This is a genomic window from Pseudomonas sp. RIT-PI-r (genome assembly GCF_001297015.1).
Lineage (GTDB): Bacteria > Pseudomonadota > Gammaproteobacteria > Pseudomonadales > Pseudomonadaceae > Aquipseudomonas.
In genome coordinates, this window is the sequence record NZ_LIGE01000036.1 from 204,005 (window position 1) to 221,370 (window position 17,366).

At 59.8% G+C, this 17,366-nt stretch carries 17 protein-coding genes; 6 read left to right on the plus strand and 11 right to left on the minus strand.

What is annotated here, in order from left to right:
* Nucleotides 1–160 precede the first annotated feature (160 nt).
* The 5 genes from mnmC (at nucleotide 161) to AK821_RS21340 (ending at nucleotide 7,583) form a co-directional block, all read left to right on the plus strand.
* Nucleotides 161–2,140: a bifunctional tRNA (5-methylaminomethyl-2-thiouridine)(34)-methyltransferase MnmD/FAD-dependent 5-carboxymethylaminomethyl-2-thiouridine(34) oxidoreductase MnmC gene (gene mnmC, locus AK821_RS21315; protein ID WP_064391462.1), complete on the plus strand. Its 1,980-nt coding sequence runs from the start codon at nucleotides 161–163 to the stop codon at nucleotides 2,138–2,140.
* A gap of 163 nt (nucleotides 2,141–2,303) precedes the next feature.
* The gene (locus AK821_RS21320; RefSeq protein ID WP_064391463.1) at nucleotides 2,304–4,076 is read left to right on the plus strand and encodes an N-acetylglutaminylglutamine amidotransferase; all 1,773 of its coding nucleotides are present in this window, start codon (nucleotides 2,304–2,306) and stop codon (nucleotides 4,074–4,076) included.
* Nucleotides 4,077–4,079: 3 nt separating this feature from the next.
* The gene (gene ngg, locus AK821_RS21325) at nucleotides 4,080–5,825 is read left to right on the plus strand and encodes an N-acetylglutaminylglutamine synthetase (RefSeq protein ID WP_064391464.1); all 1,746 of its coding nucleotides are present in this window, start codon (nucleotides 4,080–4,082) and stop codon (nucleotides 5,823–5,825) included.
* 138 nt (nucleotides 5,826–5,963) lie between these two features.
* On the plus strand, nucleotides 5,964–7,154 hold the full coding sequence (locus AK821_RS21330; protein ID WP_008088578.1) for an osmoprotectant NAGGN system M42 family peptidase: 1,191 nt from the start codon (nucleotides 5,964–5,966) through the stop codon (nucleotides 7,152–7,154).
* A gap of 201 nt (nucleotides 7,155–7,355) precedes the next feature.
* Nucleotides 7,356–7,583: a YheU family protein gene (locus tag AK821_RS21340; protein WP_003192759.1), complete on the plus strand. Its 228-nt coding sequence runs from the start codon at nucleotides 7,356–7,358 to the stop codon at nucleotides 7,581–7,583.
* 6 nt (nucleotides 7,584–7,589) lie between these two features.
* On the opposite strand, the gene csrA is transcribed toward AK821_RS21340, so the two are convergent.
* The 3 genes from csrA to AK821_RS21355 form a co-directional block, all read right to left on the minus strand.
* Nucleotides 7,590–7,775: a carbon storage regulator CsrA gene (gene csrA, locus AK821_RS21345; protein ID WP_064391466.1), complete on the minus strand. Its 186-nt coding sequence runs from the start codon at nucleotides 7,773–7,775 to the stop codon at nucleotides 7,590–7,592.
* A gap of 147 nt (nucleotides 7,776–7,922) precedes the next feature.
* A complete protein-coding gene (locus AK821_RS21350) occupies nucleotides 7,923–8,255 on the minus strand; it encodes a YnfA family protein (RefSeq protein WP_064391467.1) in 333 nt (110 codons plus the stop codon).
* 63 nt (nucleotides 8,256–8,318) lie between these two features.
* On the minus strand, nucleotides 8,319–9,134 hold the full coding sequence (locus AK821_RS21355; protein WP_064391468.1) for an SDR family oxidoreductase: 816 nt from the start codon (nucleotides 9,132–9,134) through the stop codon (nucleotides 8,319–8,321).
* A 324-nt stretch (nucleotides 9,135–9,458) separates the two neighbouring features.
* On the opposite strand from AK821_RS21355, the gene AK821_RS29625 reads away from it, so the two are divergent.
* Nucleotides 9,459–9,617 carry a DUF3309 family protein gene (locus AK821_RS29625; protein ID WP_169432680.1) on the plus strand — a complete coding sequence of 53 codons (159 nt, stop codon included), beginning with the start codon at nucleotides 9,459–9,461 and terminating at the stop codon, nucleotides 9,615–9,617.
* Between the two features lie 75 nt (nucleotides 9,618–9,692).
* On the opposite strand, the gene AK821_RS21360 is transcribed toward AK821_RS29625, so the two are convergent.
* From AK821_RS21360 to AK821_RS21395, 8 genes are all read right to left on the minus strand, one after another.
* Nucleotides 9,693–11,786, minus strand: coding sequence for an LTA synthase family protein (locus AK821_RS21360; protein WP_064391469.1), 2,094 nt, complete (start codon nucleotides 11,784–11,786; stop codon nucleotides 9,693–9,695).
* A gap of 305 nt (nucleotides 11,787–12,091) precedes the next feature.
* Entirely contained in the window at nucleotides 12,092–12,697 is a 606-nt protein-coding gene (locus AK821_RS21365; protein ID WP_038364418.1) for an START domain-containing protein, read from the minus strand.
* Between the two features lie 41 nt (nucleotides 12,698–12,738).
* A complete protein-coding gene (locus AK821_RS21370; protein WP_064391470.1) occupies nucleotides 12,739–12,993 on the minus strand; it encodes a YkgJ family cysteine cluster protein in 255 nt (84 codons plus the stop codon).
* Nucleotides 12,994–13,159: 166 nt separating this feature from the next.
* Nucleotides 13,160–13,636: a hypothetical protein gene (locus AK821_RS21375; RefSeq protein ID WP_064391471.1), complete on the minus strand. Its 477-nt coding sequence runs from the start codon at nucleotides 13,634–13,636 to the stop codon at nucleotides 13,160–13,162.
* A 78-nt stretch (nucleotides 13,637–13,714) separates the two neighbouring features.
* Complete coding sequence (locus AK821_RS21380) at nucleotides 13,715–15,154, minus strand: aminotransferase-like domain-containing protein (RefSeq protein WP_064391472.1); 1,440 nt, start codon at nucleotides 15,152–15,154, stop codon at nucleotides 13,715–13,717.
* A 215-nt stretch (nucleotides 15,155–15,369) separates the two neighbouring features.
* Nucleotides 15,370–16,182, minus strand: coding sequence for an OmpA family protein (locus AK821_RS21385; RefSeq protein WP_064391473.1), 813 nt, complete (start codon nucleotides 16,180–16,182; stop codon nucleotides 15,370–15,372).
* Complete coding sequence (locus AK821_RS21390; protein WP_082355479.1) at nucleotides 16,179–16,535, minus strand: DUF4398 domain-containing protein; 357 nt, start codon at nucleotides 16,533–16,535, stop codon at nucleotides 16,179–16,181. The genes AK821_RS21385 and AK821_RS21390 overlap by 4 nt, the downstream gene beginning before the upstream one ends.
* 9 nt (nucleotides 16,536–16,544) lie before the next feature.
* On the minus strand, nucleotides 16,545–17,366 hold the full coding sequence (locus tag AK821_RS21395; protein WP_064391475.1) for a substrate-binding periplasmic protein: 822 nt from the start codon (nucleotides 17,364–17,366) through the stop codon (nucleotides 16,545–16,547).

Genomic DNA, 17,366 nt, shown 5'->3' on the forward strand with positions numbered 1-17,366 from the left:
CGGCAGTCCCTGCATTGGAATACGATCCACCCTGCAGGAGTTGCCGCAGGCTGCGATCTTTTGCCATTTTCCACGACACCCCCGAATCAAGCCTTGCCATGGATCAAGCAGCCCTCGTCCGATCAGCTAGAATGGCCGCCTTGTCGTTGCCGAGCCTGCCATGAAGCCCGTATTGCCCCACGCCCAACTCGACTGGGATGACCAGGGACGCCCGCGTTCGCGCGTGTTCGATGACGTGTATTTTTCCGACAAGTCAGGTCTGGATGAAACCCGTTATGTGTTCCTCGAACAAAACCGTCTGGCCGAACGGTTTGCCGCCTTGTCGGCAAGCGGTCGCCTGGTCATCGGCGAAACCGGCTTCGGCACCGGGCTGAATTTTCTCTGCGCCTGGCAGTTGTTCGAGCAACACGCGGTGGCCGGTGCGCGGCTGCATTTCGTCAGCGTCGAAAAGTACCCGTTGAGCCCGGCCGATCTGCAACGGGCATTGGCACTGTGGCCAGAGCTCAAGCCACTGGCCGATCAGTTGCTCAAACATTACGTGGCGATCCATCAAGGCTTTCAGCGCATCACCCTGGCCAACGGTCGCGTCACCCTGACCCTGCTGATCGGCGATGCGCTGGAACAACTGCCGCAACTCGACGCGCAGATCGACGCATGGTTTCTCGATGGCTTCGCCCCGGCGAAAAACCCGGATATGTGGACGGCTGAACTGTTCGTCGAGCTGGCACGCCTGGCGGCACCCGGCTCGACCATCAGCACGTTTACCAGTACCGGGTGGGTACGGCGCTTGCTCAACGCTGCCGGGTTCAAGATGAAACGCACGCCCGGCATCGGCCACAAGTGGGAAATCCTCCGTGGCGAGTTCCTTGGCTGGCCGCCGGAAGTCGCCCCACCCGTTCCTGAAAAGCCCTGGTTCGCCCGCCCTGCTGCCGTCAACGGTGAGCGTCGGGCGCTGGTGATCGGCGCCGGTCTGGCCGGTTGCGCCACGGCATCCAGCCTGGCCGCACGCGGTTGGCAGGTGAGTCTGCTTGAACGTCACGCTCGCGTGGCGCAAGAAGCCTCGGGCAATCCACAGGGCGTGCTGTATCTGAAGTTGTCTGCGCATGGCACGGCGTTGTCGCAGTTGATCGTCAGCGGTTTCGGCTACACCCGCCGTCTGCTGGAAAGCCTGCAACGCGGCACGGACTGGGACGACTGCGGCGTGCTGCAACTGGCGTTCAATGCAAAGGAAGCCGAGCGTCACGCGCAATTGGCGGCGGCGTTCCCGGAAGATTTGCTGCAATGGCTGGAGCAACCCGAGGCGCAAAACCGCGCCGGGGTCGGCCTGGCCCACGGTGGTTTGTACTACCCCGAAGGCGGCTGGGTGCATCCGCCCGCGTTGTGTCAGGCGCAAGCGGCGCAGGCGAATATCGAACTGCTCAGCCATCAAGAAGCGCTGGAGCTACGCAAGGTCGATGACCAGTGGCAAGCGTTCGACGGCGAGCGCTTGCTCGCCAGCGCTGCGGTGGTGGTGCTGGCCGGCGCTGCCGAGATCAAGCGTTTTGCGCAAAGTGCCGAATTGCCGCTCAAACGCATTCGCGGGCAAATCACCTGCCTCGCCGAAACGCCGCAAAGTCAGGCGTTGACTACGGTGGTTTGCGCCGAAGGCTACGTCGCCCCTGCGCGTTTGGGCGAACATACCCTCGGTGCCAGTTTTGACTTCAACAACGATGATCTGAATCCGACCACCGCTGAACACGTGGGCAATCTGGCGATGCTCGAAGAGATCTCTACCGATCTCGTCACGCGCCTGCACATCGGCGAACAGCTGGTCGAAGATCTTCAGGGCCGCGCAGCCTTCCGTTGCACCAGCCCGGATTATCTGCCGATCGTTGGCCCTCTCGCTGACCGCGAAGCGTTTCTCGAGGCGTACGCGGCACTGAGCAAAGATGCCCGTCTGGTTCCGGACATTGCCTGCCCATGGCTTGATGGTCTGTACGTCAACAGCGGTCACGGCTCGCGCGGCCTGATCACCGCGCCACTGTCGGGTGAATTGCTAGCCGCCTGGCTCGATAACGAACCGTTGCCGCTACCAAGAAGTGTCGCCGAAGCCTGCCATCCGAACCGCTTTGCCTTGCGCCGCCTGATTCGCGGCAAATGACTGGATACCACGGGCGCCGCAACGGTGCCCCGCCGGTCTGACGCCGTCACTTATAACTTATCGTTCTAAAACTCCCACAACCGCACCGGGTCAGTTTCTGAGTAGCGGCCATGTCGGCCGCTGAAGAAACACCCTCCCCAACGGAAAAACCGGTAAGGACTTTATGTGCGGATTAGCTGGCGAGTTACGTTTTGATCAACAACCTGCAGACCTTGCAGCCATCGAGCGAATCACCCATCACCTGGCGCCTCGCGGCCCCGACGCGTGGGGCTTTCATGCCCAAGGGCCGATTGCCCTGGGCCATCGCCGCCTGAAAATCATGGACCTGTCGGACGGCTCGGCGCAGCCGATGATCGACAGCCAACTGGGCCTGTCACTGGCCTTCAACGGCGCGATCTACAACTTCCCGGAATTGCGCGCTGAGCTCGAAGCGCTGGGCTATGCCTTCTACTCCGGTGGCGACACCGAGGTGCTGCTCAAGGGTTACCACGCCTGGGGCGAAGCGCTGCTGCCGAAACTCAACGGCATGTTTGCGTTTGCCATTTGGGAGCGCGACGCCAAGCGTCTGTTCATTGCCCGCGACCGTCTCGGCGTCAAGCCGCTGTACCTGTCGCGCACCGGTCAGCGCTTGCGTTTTGCTTCGGCCCTGCCGGCGCTGCTCAAGGGTGGCGACATCAACCCGATCCTCGATCCGGTGGCGCTTAACCATTACCTGAATTTCCACGCCGTGGTGCCTGCTCCACGCACTTTGTTGGCGGGCATTGAAAAGTTGCCGCCAGCCACCTGGATGCGCGTTGAAGCCGATGGCACCACCGAACAGAAAACCTGGTGGACCCTGCCCTACGGCCCACACGACGATGAGAAAAATCTGACCTTGGAAGACTGGGTCGATCGCGTCCTCGACAGCACCCGCGAGGCGGTGGCGATTCGTCAACGTGCGGCAGTCGATGTTGGCGTGCTGCTGTCCGGCGGTGTCGATTCGAGCATGCTGGTCGGTCTGTTGCGTGAAGTCGGCGTCGAGAACCTCTCGACCTTTTCCATCGGTTTCCAGGATGCCGGCGGTGAGCGCGGCGACGAGTTCCAGTATTCGGATCTGATCGCCAAACACTACGGCACCCAGCACCATCAATTGCGCATCGACGAAAAAGAAATCATCGAGCAATTGCCCGCCGCGTTCCGCGCGATGAGCGAGCCGATGGTCAGCCATGACTGCATCGCCTTCTATCTGCTGTCCCGTGAAGTGGCCAAGCACTGCAAGGTGGTGCAGAGCGGCCAAGGCGCGGATGAGCTGTTCGCCGGTTATCACTGGTACCCGCAAGTCGACGGCGCGGCCGATCCTTACGCGGCCTATCGCAACGCGTTTTTCGACCGCAGTTACGACGACTACGCCGCCACCGTGCAACCGCAATGGCTGACCGAGAATGATGCTGCCGGCGACTTCGTCAAGGAACATTTCGCCCAGCCCGGCGCCGATGCCGCCGTGGACAAAGCGCTGCGTCTGGACAGCACGGTGATGCTGGTCGACGACCCGGTCAAACGCGTCGACAACATGACCATGGCCTGGGGTTTGGAAGCGCGCACGCCGTTTCTCGATTATCGACTGGTCGAACTGTCGGCGCGTGTACCGGGCCAATTCAAGCTGCCCGATGGCGGCAAGCAAGTCTTGAAAGAAGCTGCACGCCGAGTGATTCCGAGCGAAGTGATCGACCGCAAAAAAGGCTATTTCCCGGTGCCCGGCCTCAAGCACTTGCAGGGCGATACGCTGAACTGGGTGCGCGAACTGCTGCTCGATCCGAGTCAGGATCGCGGCCTGTTCAACCCGACCATGCTCGACAAATTGCTGACTGATCCGCAAGGCCAACTGACGCCGTTGCGCGGTTCGAAACTGTGGCAACTGGCGGCCCTGAACCTGTGGCTCAGTGAACAAGGAATCTGATCGATGAAACCCCACGCCACGGCCATTAACCAACGGCTGATACGCGGCCAGACGCCGTCCTACGAGCGCTTGCAGGCGCGCCTGGCCGAAGATGGCAGCACCCTCGCTGCCGACCCGATTGCCGTGCATTGCGGCTGGGGCCGGTTGCTGATCGGCCACACCTTTCCCGATCCGGCCTCGCTGGCGCAGGAGTTGCTCAACGAGCAACCGGGCGAGCGTGATATTGCTTTGTACGTCGCTGCGCCGCAGCAGATTCTAGGGCTGGAACCGACGCAACTGTTCCTTGATCCATCCGATACCTTGCGCCTGTGGTTCAGCGATTACCGCCAGGCCACCCGGGTGTTTCGCGGCTTCCGTATTCGCCGCGCGCAGAGCGAGGCGGACTGGCAGGCGATCAATCAGCTGTATTCGGCACGCGGCATGTTGCCGATCGATGCCACGCTGCTGACCCCGCATCATCAGGGCGGCCCGGTGTATTGGCTGGCCGAGGACGAGGACAGCGGCGCGGTGATTGGCAGCGTCATGGGCCTGAATCATCAAAAAGCATTCAACGATCCGGAGAATGGCAGCAGCCTGTGGTGCCTGGCGGTCGATCCGCAGTGCTCGCGTCCGGGCGTCGGTGAAGTGTTGGTGCGGCACTTGGTCGAACACTTCATGAGTCGCGGTTTGAGCTATCTGGATCTGTCGGTACTGCACGACAACCGTCAGGCCAAAAGCCTCTACGCCAAGCTTGGTTTCCGCAACCTGTCGACCTTCGCGATCAAGCGCAAGAACGGCATCAATCAGCCGCTGTTTCTCGGCCCTGGGCCGGAGGCGCAGTTCAATCCGTATGCGCGGATCATCGTTGAAGAAGCCCATCGGCGTGGCATCGATGTGCAGGTCGATGACGCCGATGCCGGGCTGTTCACCCTCAGCCATGGCGGTCGTCGCGTGCGCTGCCGCGAATCGTTGAGCGACCTGACCAGCGCGATCAGCATGAGCCTGTGTCAGGACAAAAGCCTGACGCACAAGGTGCTGAAAGCGGCCGGTCTGAATCTGCCGTCTCAGCAATTGGCGGGCAATGCCGACGACAATCTGGCCTTTCTCGATGAGCATCAACGCGTGGTGGTCAAGCCGCTCGACGGTGAACAGGGCCAAGGCGTGGCGGTGGATTTGCAGAGCATCGAAGAGGTGCAGCAGGCGATCGAAGCGGCGAAGTCATTCGACAGCCGCGTGCTGTTGGAGAGCTTCCACGAAGGCCTTGATCTGCGGATTCTGGTGATCGGTTTTGAAGTGGTCGCGGCAGCGATTCGCAAACCAGCAGAAGTGGTCGGCGATGGTCAGCATTCGATCGGCGCATTGATCGAAGCCCAGAGTCGGCGACGGCAAGCGGCCACCAGCGGTGAGAGCAAGATTCCGCTGGATCACGAAACCCAGCGCACCTTGCATGCCGCCGGGTATGACTACAGCAGTGTTTTGCCGGCCGGCGAGCATCTGTTCGTGCGGCGTACGGCGAATCTGCACACCGGCGGCACGCTGGAGGATGTCACGGCAATTCTGCATCCGACCCTGGTCGATGCGGCGGTGCGTGCGGCGCGGGCACTGGACATACCGATGGTCGGTCTCGACTTGATGGTGCCGGCGGCGGATCAACCGGAGTACGTATTCATCGAGGCCAACGAACGCGCCGGGCTGGCCAACCATGAGCCGCAGCCAACGGCGGAGCGGTTTGTCGATTTGTTGTTTCCGCACAGTCAGCCGGCTGTCTGACATTTCCTGATCGTTCCCACGCTCTGCGTGGGAACGCCTCACCGGACGCTCCGCGTCCATTTGGGACGCAGAGCGTCCCGGGCTGCATTCCCACGCAGAGCGTGGGAACGATCAGTGCTCAACCCATCAGGAGTTTCCATGACCCCGCAAATCCCCGAACCGGATCTCAACTACCTGCAAAAAGTCCTCCTGGAAATGCTCGCCATTCCCAGCCCTACCGGCTTCACCGACACCATCGTGCGCTACGTTGCCGAACGTCTGGAAGAACTCGGCATCCCGTTCGAAATGACCCGGCGCGGCACCATTCGCGCCACGCTCAAGGGCAAGAAGAACAGCCCTGACCGCGCGGTTTCGGCGCACCTGGATACCATCGGCGCCGCCGTGCGCGCGGTGAAAGACAACGGTCGTCTGACCCTCGCCCCCGTCGGTTGCTGGTCGAGCCGTTTTGCCGAGGGCAGCCGCGTCAGCCTGTTTACCGACAACGGCGTGATTCGCGGCAGTGTGTTGCCACTGATGGCCTCCGGGCATGCCTTCAACACTGCAGTCGATGAAATGCCGATCAGTTGGGATCACGTCGAACTGCGTCTGGACGCCTACTGCGCGACCAAGGCCGATTGTGATTCGCTGGGCATCAGCGTCGGTGACGTGGTGGCCTTCGATCCGCTGCCGGAGTTCACCGAAAGCGGCCATATCAGCGCTCGACACCTCGATGACAAGGCTGGCGTTGCTGCGCTTCTGGCCTCACTGAAAGCCATCGTCGACAGCGGCCAGGAACTGATGATCGATTGCCATCCGCTGTTCACCATCACTGAAGAAACTGGCAGCGGCGCGGCGGCGGCATTGCCGTGGGATGTCAGCGAATTTGTCGGCATCGACATTGCGCCGGTCGCGCCGGGGCAACACTCCAGCGAACACGCGGTGAGTGTGGCGATGCAGGATTCCGGCGGGCCGTATGACTATCACCTGTCGCGGCATTTGCTGCGCCTGGCCAGTGAAAATGAATTGCCGGTGCGCCGCGATCTGTTTCGCTACTACTTCAGCGACGCGCATTCGGCTGTGACCGCCGGGCACGATATTCGTACGGCGCTGCTCGCCTTTGGCTGCGATGCAACCCATGGTTATGAGCGCACGCACATCGACAGTCTGGCAGCGTTGAGCCGGTTGTTGGGCGCTTATATTCTGAGCCCGCCGGTATTCGCCAGCGATGCGGCGCCGGCGAATGCTTCGCTGGATCGCTTCAGTCATCAGATCGAACATGACACGCAGATGGAAAGCGATACGCGGGTGCCGTCGGTGGACAGTCTGGTGGGGCAGCGTTCCGACAGTTAAATCTCCATCATCTGGGCAATCGCCTTCGCGAGCAGGTCGAATCGTCGCACCGTCGCTCCCACATTCGGAATGCGTTCCCATGTGGGAGCGACGGTGCGACGATTCGACCTGCTCGCGAATGGGCCGGCCCATCCAACACAAAACTGGCAGGCAAACAGCAATCGCCGTAGCATCCCGACATTGATTTGACCGAGGTGCCCCATGCTCATCCCCTACGACGCTCTTGAAGTCGACACCCTCACCCGCCTCATCGAAGATTTCGTCACCCGCGACGGCACCGACAACGGCGATGACACGCCGCTGGAAACCCGCGTGCTGCGCGTGCGCCAGGCATTGACCAAGGGGCAGGCGTTGATCGTCTTCGATCCGGAAAGCGAACAGTGCCAACTGATGCTCAAGCACGACGTCCCCAAGCATCTGTTCGACTGAAAATCCTCAGCGGGCCTTCTCGGTGGCCTGCTTGCGCTTGATCCGGTCATAGACTTCTGCGCGATGCACATTGACCTTTTGCGGCGCTTCGACGCCAAAGCGCACGCTGGAACCGTTTACCGACAGCACGCGCAGGGAAATGTCGTCACCGATTGAAATCAACTCACCGACAACACGGCTGAGTACAAGCATGAGGGTCATCCTCCAGGGTTAGCGAACCCTGAAGATGCGCGGCTTGCGGCGGCTGTTCAATGCACGCCGGGCAAATCAGTAATGCCCTACACCGGCCTGCGCAACATCCTTCAGACCTTTCCTGCAAATCGTTAAACAACCTTCGACTCAAGCGGCGGAAAACCGTGGACCGAACAGAATCACGCTGGCGCCGATCACGCACAACGCCATGCCGATCCAGTCTGACCCCAGAGGCCGAACGCGCTCGACCACCGCCAGCCAGCCAACCGAAGCAACAATGTAGATGCCGCCGTAAGCGGCATAGGCGCGACCGGCATAGCCCGCTTCGACACGCGTCAACAACAGCGCAAACAAGGTCAGACTGAGCAGCGCCGGGATCACCCACAATGCACTTTTGCCCTGGCGCAGCCACATGTAAAAAGCGAAACAACCGGCGATTTCAAACAACGCCGCGAGGAAAAACCACAAGTAATTGAGCATTGACGCGTCTCGACAGGGTGACCATTGCGGCCACCCTAACGACGCCGTCTGCAATGGGCAAGGTCAGCCGTTGTTCTGTTTGGCCTTGGCGCGCATTTTCTCCGCCATCGAAGTCATCTCGTTATAGAGCAGTTGCGGGTTCTTCTGCTTGATCGCCCAGGCCATGCGTCCTTGTTCGTGCGGCAGGATCATGAACTCGCCGGCAGCGACTTGCTGGTAGATGTAGTCAGCGATGTCCGCTGCGGAAATCGGCGAGCTTTCCAGCAACTTGCCGACCGCCGCTTTCATTGCCGGAGTAGGGCCACGGAACGAGTCGAGCAAGTTGGTCTGGAAGAACGACGGGCACACCACATGCACGCCGACTTCCTGTTGCGCCAGTTCGATCAACAGACTTTCCGAAAGCGCCACTACGCCAGCCTTGGCCACGTTGTAGTTGCTCATCGCCGGGCCCTGCATCAGCGCCGCCATCGAGGCAATGTTGATGATCTTGCCTTTGCTTTGTTCCAGCAACGGCAGGAAGGCTTTGCAGCCCTTGACCACGCCCATCAGGTTGATCGCGATCTGCCAGTCCCAGTCTTCCAGCGACAGTTCACTGAAGAACCCGCCCGACGCCACACCGGCGTTGTTGACGATGATGTCGATGCCACCGAGTTTCTCTTCGCAGGCCTGAGCGAACGCAGTCAGTTGGCTGTAATCACGCACATCGCAACGCTGGATGAAGCCGTCGCCACCAGCCTCACGAACTGATTTGAGGGTTTCCTGCAGACCGGGCTCGCTGACGTCGGACAGCGCCAGTTGCCAGCCTTCGCGCGCCCAGCGCAGCGCGATTTCGCGACCCAGGCCTGAGCCCGCGCCAGTGATCATCATGCGATTTTGCATAGCAGAGAGCCTTGTTGTTCCGGGGAAGATGCGCGGAGTGTAGCGAAGGTTGTGCGCGCGCCCACGCTCCATCAAGTTGCTGAATGCAAGATCAAAAGATCGCCGCCTTCGGCAGCTCCTACATGGATTCGTGTAGGTGCTGTCGAGTGAAACGAGGCTGTGATCTTTTCGCTACAAAGGAAATAAGCGAGTGATCCAAATACATTAAAAAAACATTGAATTTTCTTTCACTCGCACCAGTCGGAATTTGTAAGCCGTCTGGAATTACTTAGTCTCCAGTCGCCCCTTGAACACCAAGACTTCTCGAACTCTCTCAACAAGGAAATCGACATGGGCACAATTCTAATCATTATCCTGATCCTGTTGCTGATCGGTGGTCTGCCGGTCTTCCCGCACTCCAGAAGTTGGGGTTATGGTCCTTCGGGCATTATCGGCGTGGTATTGGTAGTGCTGCTAGTGCTGCTGTTACTCGGTCGGATATAACGATTCAAGCGCAAAAAAAAGAGGCCCTGTTCAGGGCCTCTTTTTTATTGCGTGGGTTTTACTGTCGCCAGGCGATCAATCCGGCTTGCCGTGGATCACACCAGCGGTGTTATCCATCAGGCTCTTGGTCGCCGTTTGCAGAAACGCTTCAAGCTTGAGTTTCAACTCGGCGGTGCGCGGTGCATTCGGTACCACTTCGGCGTGCGGATTGGCGCCCAACTGGTACTGCCACATCTTCGGCCCCATGTCCTTGTCTCTCGGCAATACCAGAATCTGGTCGGCCGTGACGATGGCGGTGGTCTGCTCGCTGCCCGACGGTTTGATCACACCGAAACCGGTGTCGCCTTCCGGCAGATTGAGCAAATCGCGGCCCCAGCACTGATGACGCACTTCGCCACCCAGGCGGCCCATGATAGTCGGCACGATGTCGATCTGCGTACCGACGGTGTGGTCGCGGGTACCGAACTTCTCCTGGATGCCCGGAGCGATCATCAGCATCGGCACGTTGAAGCGGCCCAGGTCCATTTCGGTGATCTGGCGCTCGTTGCCGAAGCCGTGGTCGCCGACGATGACGAACAGGGTTTCCTTGAAGTACGGCTCTTTGCGTGCCTTCTCGAAGAACTGACCCAGCGCCCAGTCGGAGTAGCGCATGGCGGTCAAGTGTTCGTTGAGGCTGCCACGGTCGGTGACGCGCTCAACCGGCAATGGCGTCGGCAAGGCGTATGGCGTGTGGTTGGACAGGGTTTGCAGCAGCGCGTAGAACGGCTTGCCGTTTTCGCGCGCCTTGAGCTCCTGCAGGCCACGGTCGAACATGTCTTGGTCAGACACGCCCCAGGTCGGATCGGAGAACACCGGGTTGACGAAGTCGTTACGGCCAACAAAGTTGGTCATGCCCTGGTTGCTGAAGAAGCCTGACTGGTTGTCCCAGGCGAAGTCGCCGTTGTAGACGTACACGTCGTCGTAGTCACGGGCGCTGAGCACCTGCGGCAGGCCGGATAGCTTGTGGCTGCCTTCCGGGGTCTGCATCAGGTATTCGAAACCTGGCAGGTTCGGGAAGCAGGCCATGGTCGCGAACATGCCCTGGTGAGTGTGCGTACCGTTGGAGAAGAAGCGGTCGAACAGCAGGCCTTCCTTGGACAGCTTGTCCAGGTATGGCGTGATGTTGCCTGGCGCGCCCAATGCACCGACCGAGTGACCGGCCATGCTTTCCATCAGGATCACCACGACGTTCTTGATCGGCAGGGTCTTGTCGGCCGGCGGCGTGTAATCACGGCGCACGGCGGCAATATCGGCATCCACCAGTTTGTCGTCCGGCATCAGCAACATGTCACGCACGACTTTCTGCGCTTGCTCCTGCGGCAACGTCGCTTTCCAGATATTGTCGCGATCCTCGCCCATGCGCGACTTGGCAGCCTCGATCAGCGACAGCGTAGCGTTGAGGCCGAGCTGGTTGGCGAAGTTGGAATCGGTGGTGTACACGTCACCCCAACGCATTGGCGGGCCCTGACGCAGGGTGCCACGGGCGGCGACCACGCAGATCAGCAGGCAGACCACGAATACCGCCAGGCGGGTGTACCACGGCGCGACTTGGCGGCTGCTGACGCTGCCACCGCTGAAAGGTCCGCGCGGACGTGTGGCGCGGTCGGCACCTTTGAACGCGAGGGTCAGAATGACAGTGCCGATGACCCACGCCAGCAGGTAACGCACCACCGGAAAACCGTACCAGAGCATGCTCATCACGGTTTTCGGGTCTTCCTTCACGTACTGGAACACCAGACCGTTGAGGCGCTGGTGGAACTCGCGGTAGAAGTCCATCTCCATCAGGCCGAGGAACAGCGCGATGCTCGAGGCGATGGTCAGCCACAGGCGAAAGAAACCGCGTGCGGCCATGGCGCGGGCACTGAACAGGGCCAGCACCAGCGGAATGCACACATAGACCACCAGGCGCAGGTCGAAACGCAGGCCGTTGGCGAAGGCTTCGAGGAAGGTCGAGGCCGGGGTGTCGAGGATCATCTCGCGGTTGTAGACCAGCAGCGCGAGGCGCAGCACGGAAAACATCACCATCATGACCAGCGCACAAAGCAGCGTGTAGGCCAGATGCGATTTGACGGTCGGTTGCAGCAGGCGAGCAGAAGATCGCTGCTGATTCAGGGCGTCCGGGTTTGCCATGTCGTTTTAGGACCCATTGGAAGTTGAAGTTGCAAAAATACAGCGGCGCCATGCCCTCTATTGGTCATTCCAGACCCCGGGGCTTGCGCAGTGCGCAAATGTTGCACGATCACCCGCACCATTGCTATTGATTACTGCCGCGCTGCCAGACACTTTCATTTAAAGCGATGACAGCCGGAAAACAGCGCGGGCGAATTGTCTTGAACGCTTTGTGAAAATTTCGTTCAACGCATATCTGGAAACACAATATAGATACAAAACAAAACGCCCCGTATCGGTCGGGGCGTTTCTTAGAGCGCGTTTGATTACTTCTCGGCGCGTTCTTTCAGGGCTTTGAGGGTGTTGAACGGTGCGTCGACCACGAACTTGTTGGCAACCATCGCCGGCACGCTGCCACCGGGCTCGGTGTGCACCTGGTAGGTCACTTCAACCTGGTCGCCCTTGGGTACGAACTTCCAGAAGCCTTTGACCTGCTGCACGCGGACAAAGCCTTTTTCTTCCGGAACGTACGTCGGCAGACCTTTGAGGTTGCGGGTCAGGCTGCCGTCGGCGCCTTCGACGGTGGTGACTTCGATCACCGAGTCACGCGGAGTTACCGGCCAAGGCGTATTGAACTGGCTATAGGTCCAGCTCTTGTCGCCTTCGTGCTTGAGCAGTTTCTGGGTCTTGCACTCGTGAATCCAGGCGCACGCGCCGGAGACGTCTTCCTGCAGTGCGCGCAGTTTGGCGACGGTGGTCTTCATCAGTGCAACGCCCTGATAGGACTTGTAGTCCGAACCCGGTACTTCGCTCAGGGAGACTTTGATGCCGTCCTCGTTCTTGGCAACTTTCCAGTCTTCAGCCTGAGCGACGGACGTGGCCAGCACAGCGGTCAAACCACACAACACAGCGATACGATGCAGCGAACCCATAGTCTTATTCCTTATTGTTGAAGTTCCGTTCGTTTGACACATCACGCCGCCGTCATTTGCTCCCACCAGCCGATCAGCCTGATCGCCTCTTCCGAGCTGCTGCCGCAGGTTTCGACATCCGCGGTAAAACCCGAGCAAACTGTCGGGCGCTCGGGGCGGCCGAAAATGCTGCACAGGTTTTCGACCGAGAGTTGCACGCAACGTTCGCCGGCAGGTTTGCCATCGGGCATGCCGGGAATCGGCGAACTGATGGAAGGGGCAATGCAGCAAGCGCCACAGCCTTCACGGCATTTCATGACGGAAAAATCCTCGCGACGGGCGATGTGTTAAAGAGACGCCGAACAGAGTAACCGCTAAAACGGCTGTTTTAAATTGCCGGTACCGGGGTTTTTAGCGATAAGCGAATGTGACTGACCAGTCTGCGACAAAGCGTCTGCTGTGCGGGTCACAGACCGGCGGAATTTACTGCTTGAATTCGAAATCGAGTGCCGCGCCTTCGACTTCGCGACGCTCTTCGTTGCGCAGTTGCAACTGCATTTCGTTGCTGAGCAAGCGACCGTTGAGTTGGAAACCGCTGTTTTTCTCGCCAAACATCTGCGGCAGGATCGGCTCGCGCTTGGGCAATTCAACAGTGCCCTTGGGTTTCAATTCCTGAACCATATCCTTGGGCAGGCTCAAGTCGAGCCTGGCCGCTGGCAATCTGGTTTTCGCCACTTCGCTGGCGGGTTTTGACTTGGAAGCGATCGGTGCTCGCTTCTTCACCGCAGCGGCTTTTTTCTTCTGGGCCTTGTTGACCGGCGTCTTTTTCTGGCTGGTTGCCTGCTTCTTGGCTGTACTCGTGACGGCGGGCTTTTCCTGCACTGCGGCCGCCACAGCAGGCGCATGGCCGATCATCAGCAGGCACAGCAGAACTCCGGCGGCAGGAAAAATCGCTTTCATGGACCCAACGACACTAACGGCAGAGGGCCATATGCTCGCTTGTTGAGCGTCACAAGACAAGCATCAGCCGCCTCTCGTTCAGAATCCGCCTGCTGTTTCCTGACACAGTTGAGTGGCCAACAGACCCAGGGTCATCAGCGCCCTCTCCGCTTCGCGATTCCACGGAATCCCGCAATTGAGGCGTATACAGTGGTTGAACTGCTCGGTATTACTGAAGATAAGCCCCGGCGCAATGCTGATGCCCTGCTGCAAGGCGCGAACATGCAATTCCTGCGTATTGACCCGCCCAGGCAGACTCACCCAGAGGATGAAACCGCCCGTGGGCCGGGACATTTGCGTGCCTTCGGGGAAGTACTGCTGCACCGCCAATTGAAAGGCACTGAGGTTTTTCCGGTATTCCTGGCGGATGTACCGTAAATGCCGGTCATAACCACCGTTTTCCAGATAGGCGGCAATGGCCATTTGCGTCACGCTGCACGCCGAATGCGTACTGAAGGTCTGCAAGCGCTGGATTTCCTGCTGGTATTTGCCGGCGATCATCCAGCCGATGCGCACCCCTGGCGATAACGTTTTGGAAAAACTCGAGCAGTAGATAACCCGATCCAGTCGGTCATACGCCTTGAGCGCTTTGGTGCGACCCTGCTCGAACATCAACTCGCCATAGATGTCGTCTTCGACGATCTGGATATCGAAGTCCGAGGCCAGGCGCAGCAATTGCTTCTGGCGCTCTTCGGGCATGGTGCCGCCCAAGGGATTGCTCAGGCGCGTGGTCAGCACCAACGCTTTGATTGACCATTGATTGGCCGCCAGTTGCAGCGCCTCCAGGCTCATGCCGGTGGCGGGATCGCTGGGGATTTCGATGACTTTCAGGCCGAGCAGGTCAGCCAGTTGCAACAGACCATAATAAGTCGGTGATTCAGCCGCGATCAGATCGCCGGGCCGGGTCAGTACCCGCAACGACATCTGCAAGGCGTCGACGCAACCGTGGGTGATCACTACCTCCGACGGGTCGACGACTACGCCGGCATCGCGCATGCGGATCGCCACTTGCCGGCGCAGCGGTTCAAAACCGGGGCTGAACATGTAGCTGAAGGCGCGCGGGCTATGGAAACGGGTAACTTTGGCCAGTTGCTGATGCAGCGCCCGAACCGGCAGGTAATCGACGCTCGGCACCGCAGCGCCCAACGGGAATACACCTTCGCGGCGTGATTCGACCAGAACCTGTTGAATGATGCTGCTGCGGGTCACCAGACCGGGACGCTCAACCCGGGCGATGTCGGGCGTCGGCGCAGTCAACGCGGGTGTCTGGTGCACGTAATAACCGGACTGCGGACGCGCGCGAATCAGCCCCTGATCTTCAAGATTGGCGTACGCCTGCAACACCGTCGCATGGCTGACGTTGAGCTGCGAACTCATCTTGCGCACCGAAGGCACGCGCTCCCCCGGTTGATAGACACCACGGCGAATGTCTTCGGCCAGTTGCTGAGCAATACGTTGGTAGAGCAAGAGATTGGTCATGACGCAGCACTCGATTTCACGGGCATTTTATTCTTGTGTGAAACAATACCGGAACAGTTTAGAAGTGTACTGGGACAGTTACCACTTTAGTCGACCATACAGTGCGGTGTCTGCCCCTGACTGTACTGATTTGCGAGCTAATCGACAGACGTAAAAAAGCCCGGCACTGCATGACAGTCCGGGCTTTCCAGGAGCTGTGTAGGGTTTTGCGTTGCTTAGCGGGCGGCGCCGAGCTGGCCTTTTTCGTCGGAGAAGACAATTTCCACCCGACGGTTCTGTGCGCGCCCACGCTCGGAAGCATTGACGTCTACCGGGTATTCATCGCCGTAACCTTCGACCTGAATGCGTTTGTCGTCGATCCCGAGATCCATCAGCACGTCCGCCACGGCTTGTGCGCGGTCGCGGGACAGTTTGAGGTTTTCCTGCTTGCCGCCGGTGCTGTCGGTGTAGCCCTCGATGCGCACCACGCGTTTCGGATTCAGTTGCAGGAACTGAACGATCTTCAGCACGACACGGTTGGCCGAGTTTTTCAGCTCCGCTTCACCGGTGTCGAACAACACGTCGCCGAGGGTCATCACCAGGCCCCGGTCGGTCTGCGTGGTGGCCAGTGCGACGATCTGTTCTTCCAGCCACTTGCCCTGCTGCTGCACGCTGAGCAGCTTGGACTCACGCAAAGCCAATTGCAGACGCTGGCGTTCCAGTTCGAGCTTGGCCGCGCGCTCTTCGTTGAGCACCTGATTGGTGTGTTCGCGGGCGATTTCGCTGTAGCGCTGGCTCAGATAGGCGTAGTGCACTACGTCCGAACCGCTGCCCCAATAGGTCGACAGGCGATCGGCGCGAGCCAGCGATTCTCCTGCACGAATCACGTCTTTCGGCGCGATGCGCAGCACGTTGGAGTCTTCTTTGACTTTCTGGAAGTCGGCGCCGGCTTCTTGCAGAGCGGATTCGCTGTGCTGTCCGGCGCAGCCGTACAGGCTGGCGCAACCGGCGAGAATCAGCGCGCCAACGACTTTGGATTTGAGGCTCATTGGGCATCTCCCAGTTGCTTGCGCAGTCGGACGATGCGGGTGTTGAGCACGTTCACCTGTTCTTCGCTTTTTTGCGTCAGCACTTTGGCTTCAGCCAGACGCGCATCCAGCTCAGCCTGTTCGGCACGCATACGCGCATTGCGGTAGGACTCGTCGGCCATGTTGCCTTTGGCACGGTCGTATTTGGTTTCGGCCAGTTTCATTTCCGGCACTTCATCAGCGGTGGCGCCGACAGCCTTGGCCTGGGTAATGGCCTGCTCGGTCAGGCGCATTTGTTCAACGGGTGCCGGATCGGTCGCGCAACCGGCCAGGGCCAGAACGGCCACAGCCGCGAAAAGAGGTCGAATACTCACTAAGAATCCCTACTGTTTTGGGGCACTGACAGGTTGTTGCGGCTGTTGCTGCTGCGCCTTCCAGCGCTCGATATTGCGTTGCAGCGCGGCTTCCGTCAGTCCGGACGCGGGCAATTCTGTCATCTTTTTGGCTAGCTGTCCGCGCAACCACGGATCGTTGCAGGCCGAGTTGTGAGAAACCGCAAGAAACAGCCCCGGCCGGTCGACGGGTTGTTCGAACGCCAGCAGGTCATTGGCCATACCCAACGCCTGCGCGGCGGCCATGCCCGAATAGCGGCCGGCGAGTACATATTCCACTTCACCAAGGAGCAATTTCTGTAGCGCTTGGGTGAGGTTGGCTGTCTTGGTCAGGGTCAGATTCTGCTCGGCGAACGTGCCAAATGCCTGGGTCATGCGAGACTTTTCCGACAAGGCTCCGGCGTGGCCGTGCAGGTCTTTGGCTTCGCTGTAAACCAGTGTCGAGCCTTTGCGCGCCCACACCAGATAGTCGTTTTCCAGCAACGGTGGATGGATGTAGTCGAGGGTTTCCAACTCGTTGAGGGTCAGCGGTGCGTCAGCCAGCATGTCCATGCGCCCGCTGCGCACTTCATCGAGGGCTTGCGAGCGTTTACCGGCGTAGAGCAACTCGACTTTGATGCCGAGGTCTTTGCCGATTTGTTGCAACAGGTCGGCACTGGCGCCGATCAACTGCTTGGGATTTTGCGGATCCTGCCACAGATACGGTGGCGCATCCGGGCTACCAGTGACGATGAGGCGCTCGCACTTGCCGGCGGCCGCGGCCAAACCTGGCAACAGGGCCAATCCCAACAACCATCCGCAGCGCAAATCCAT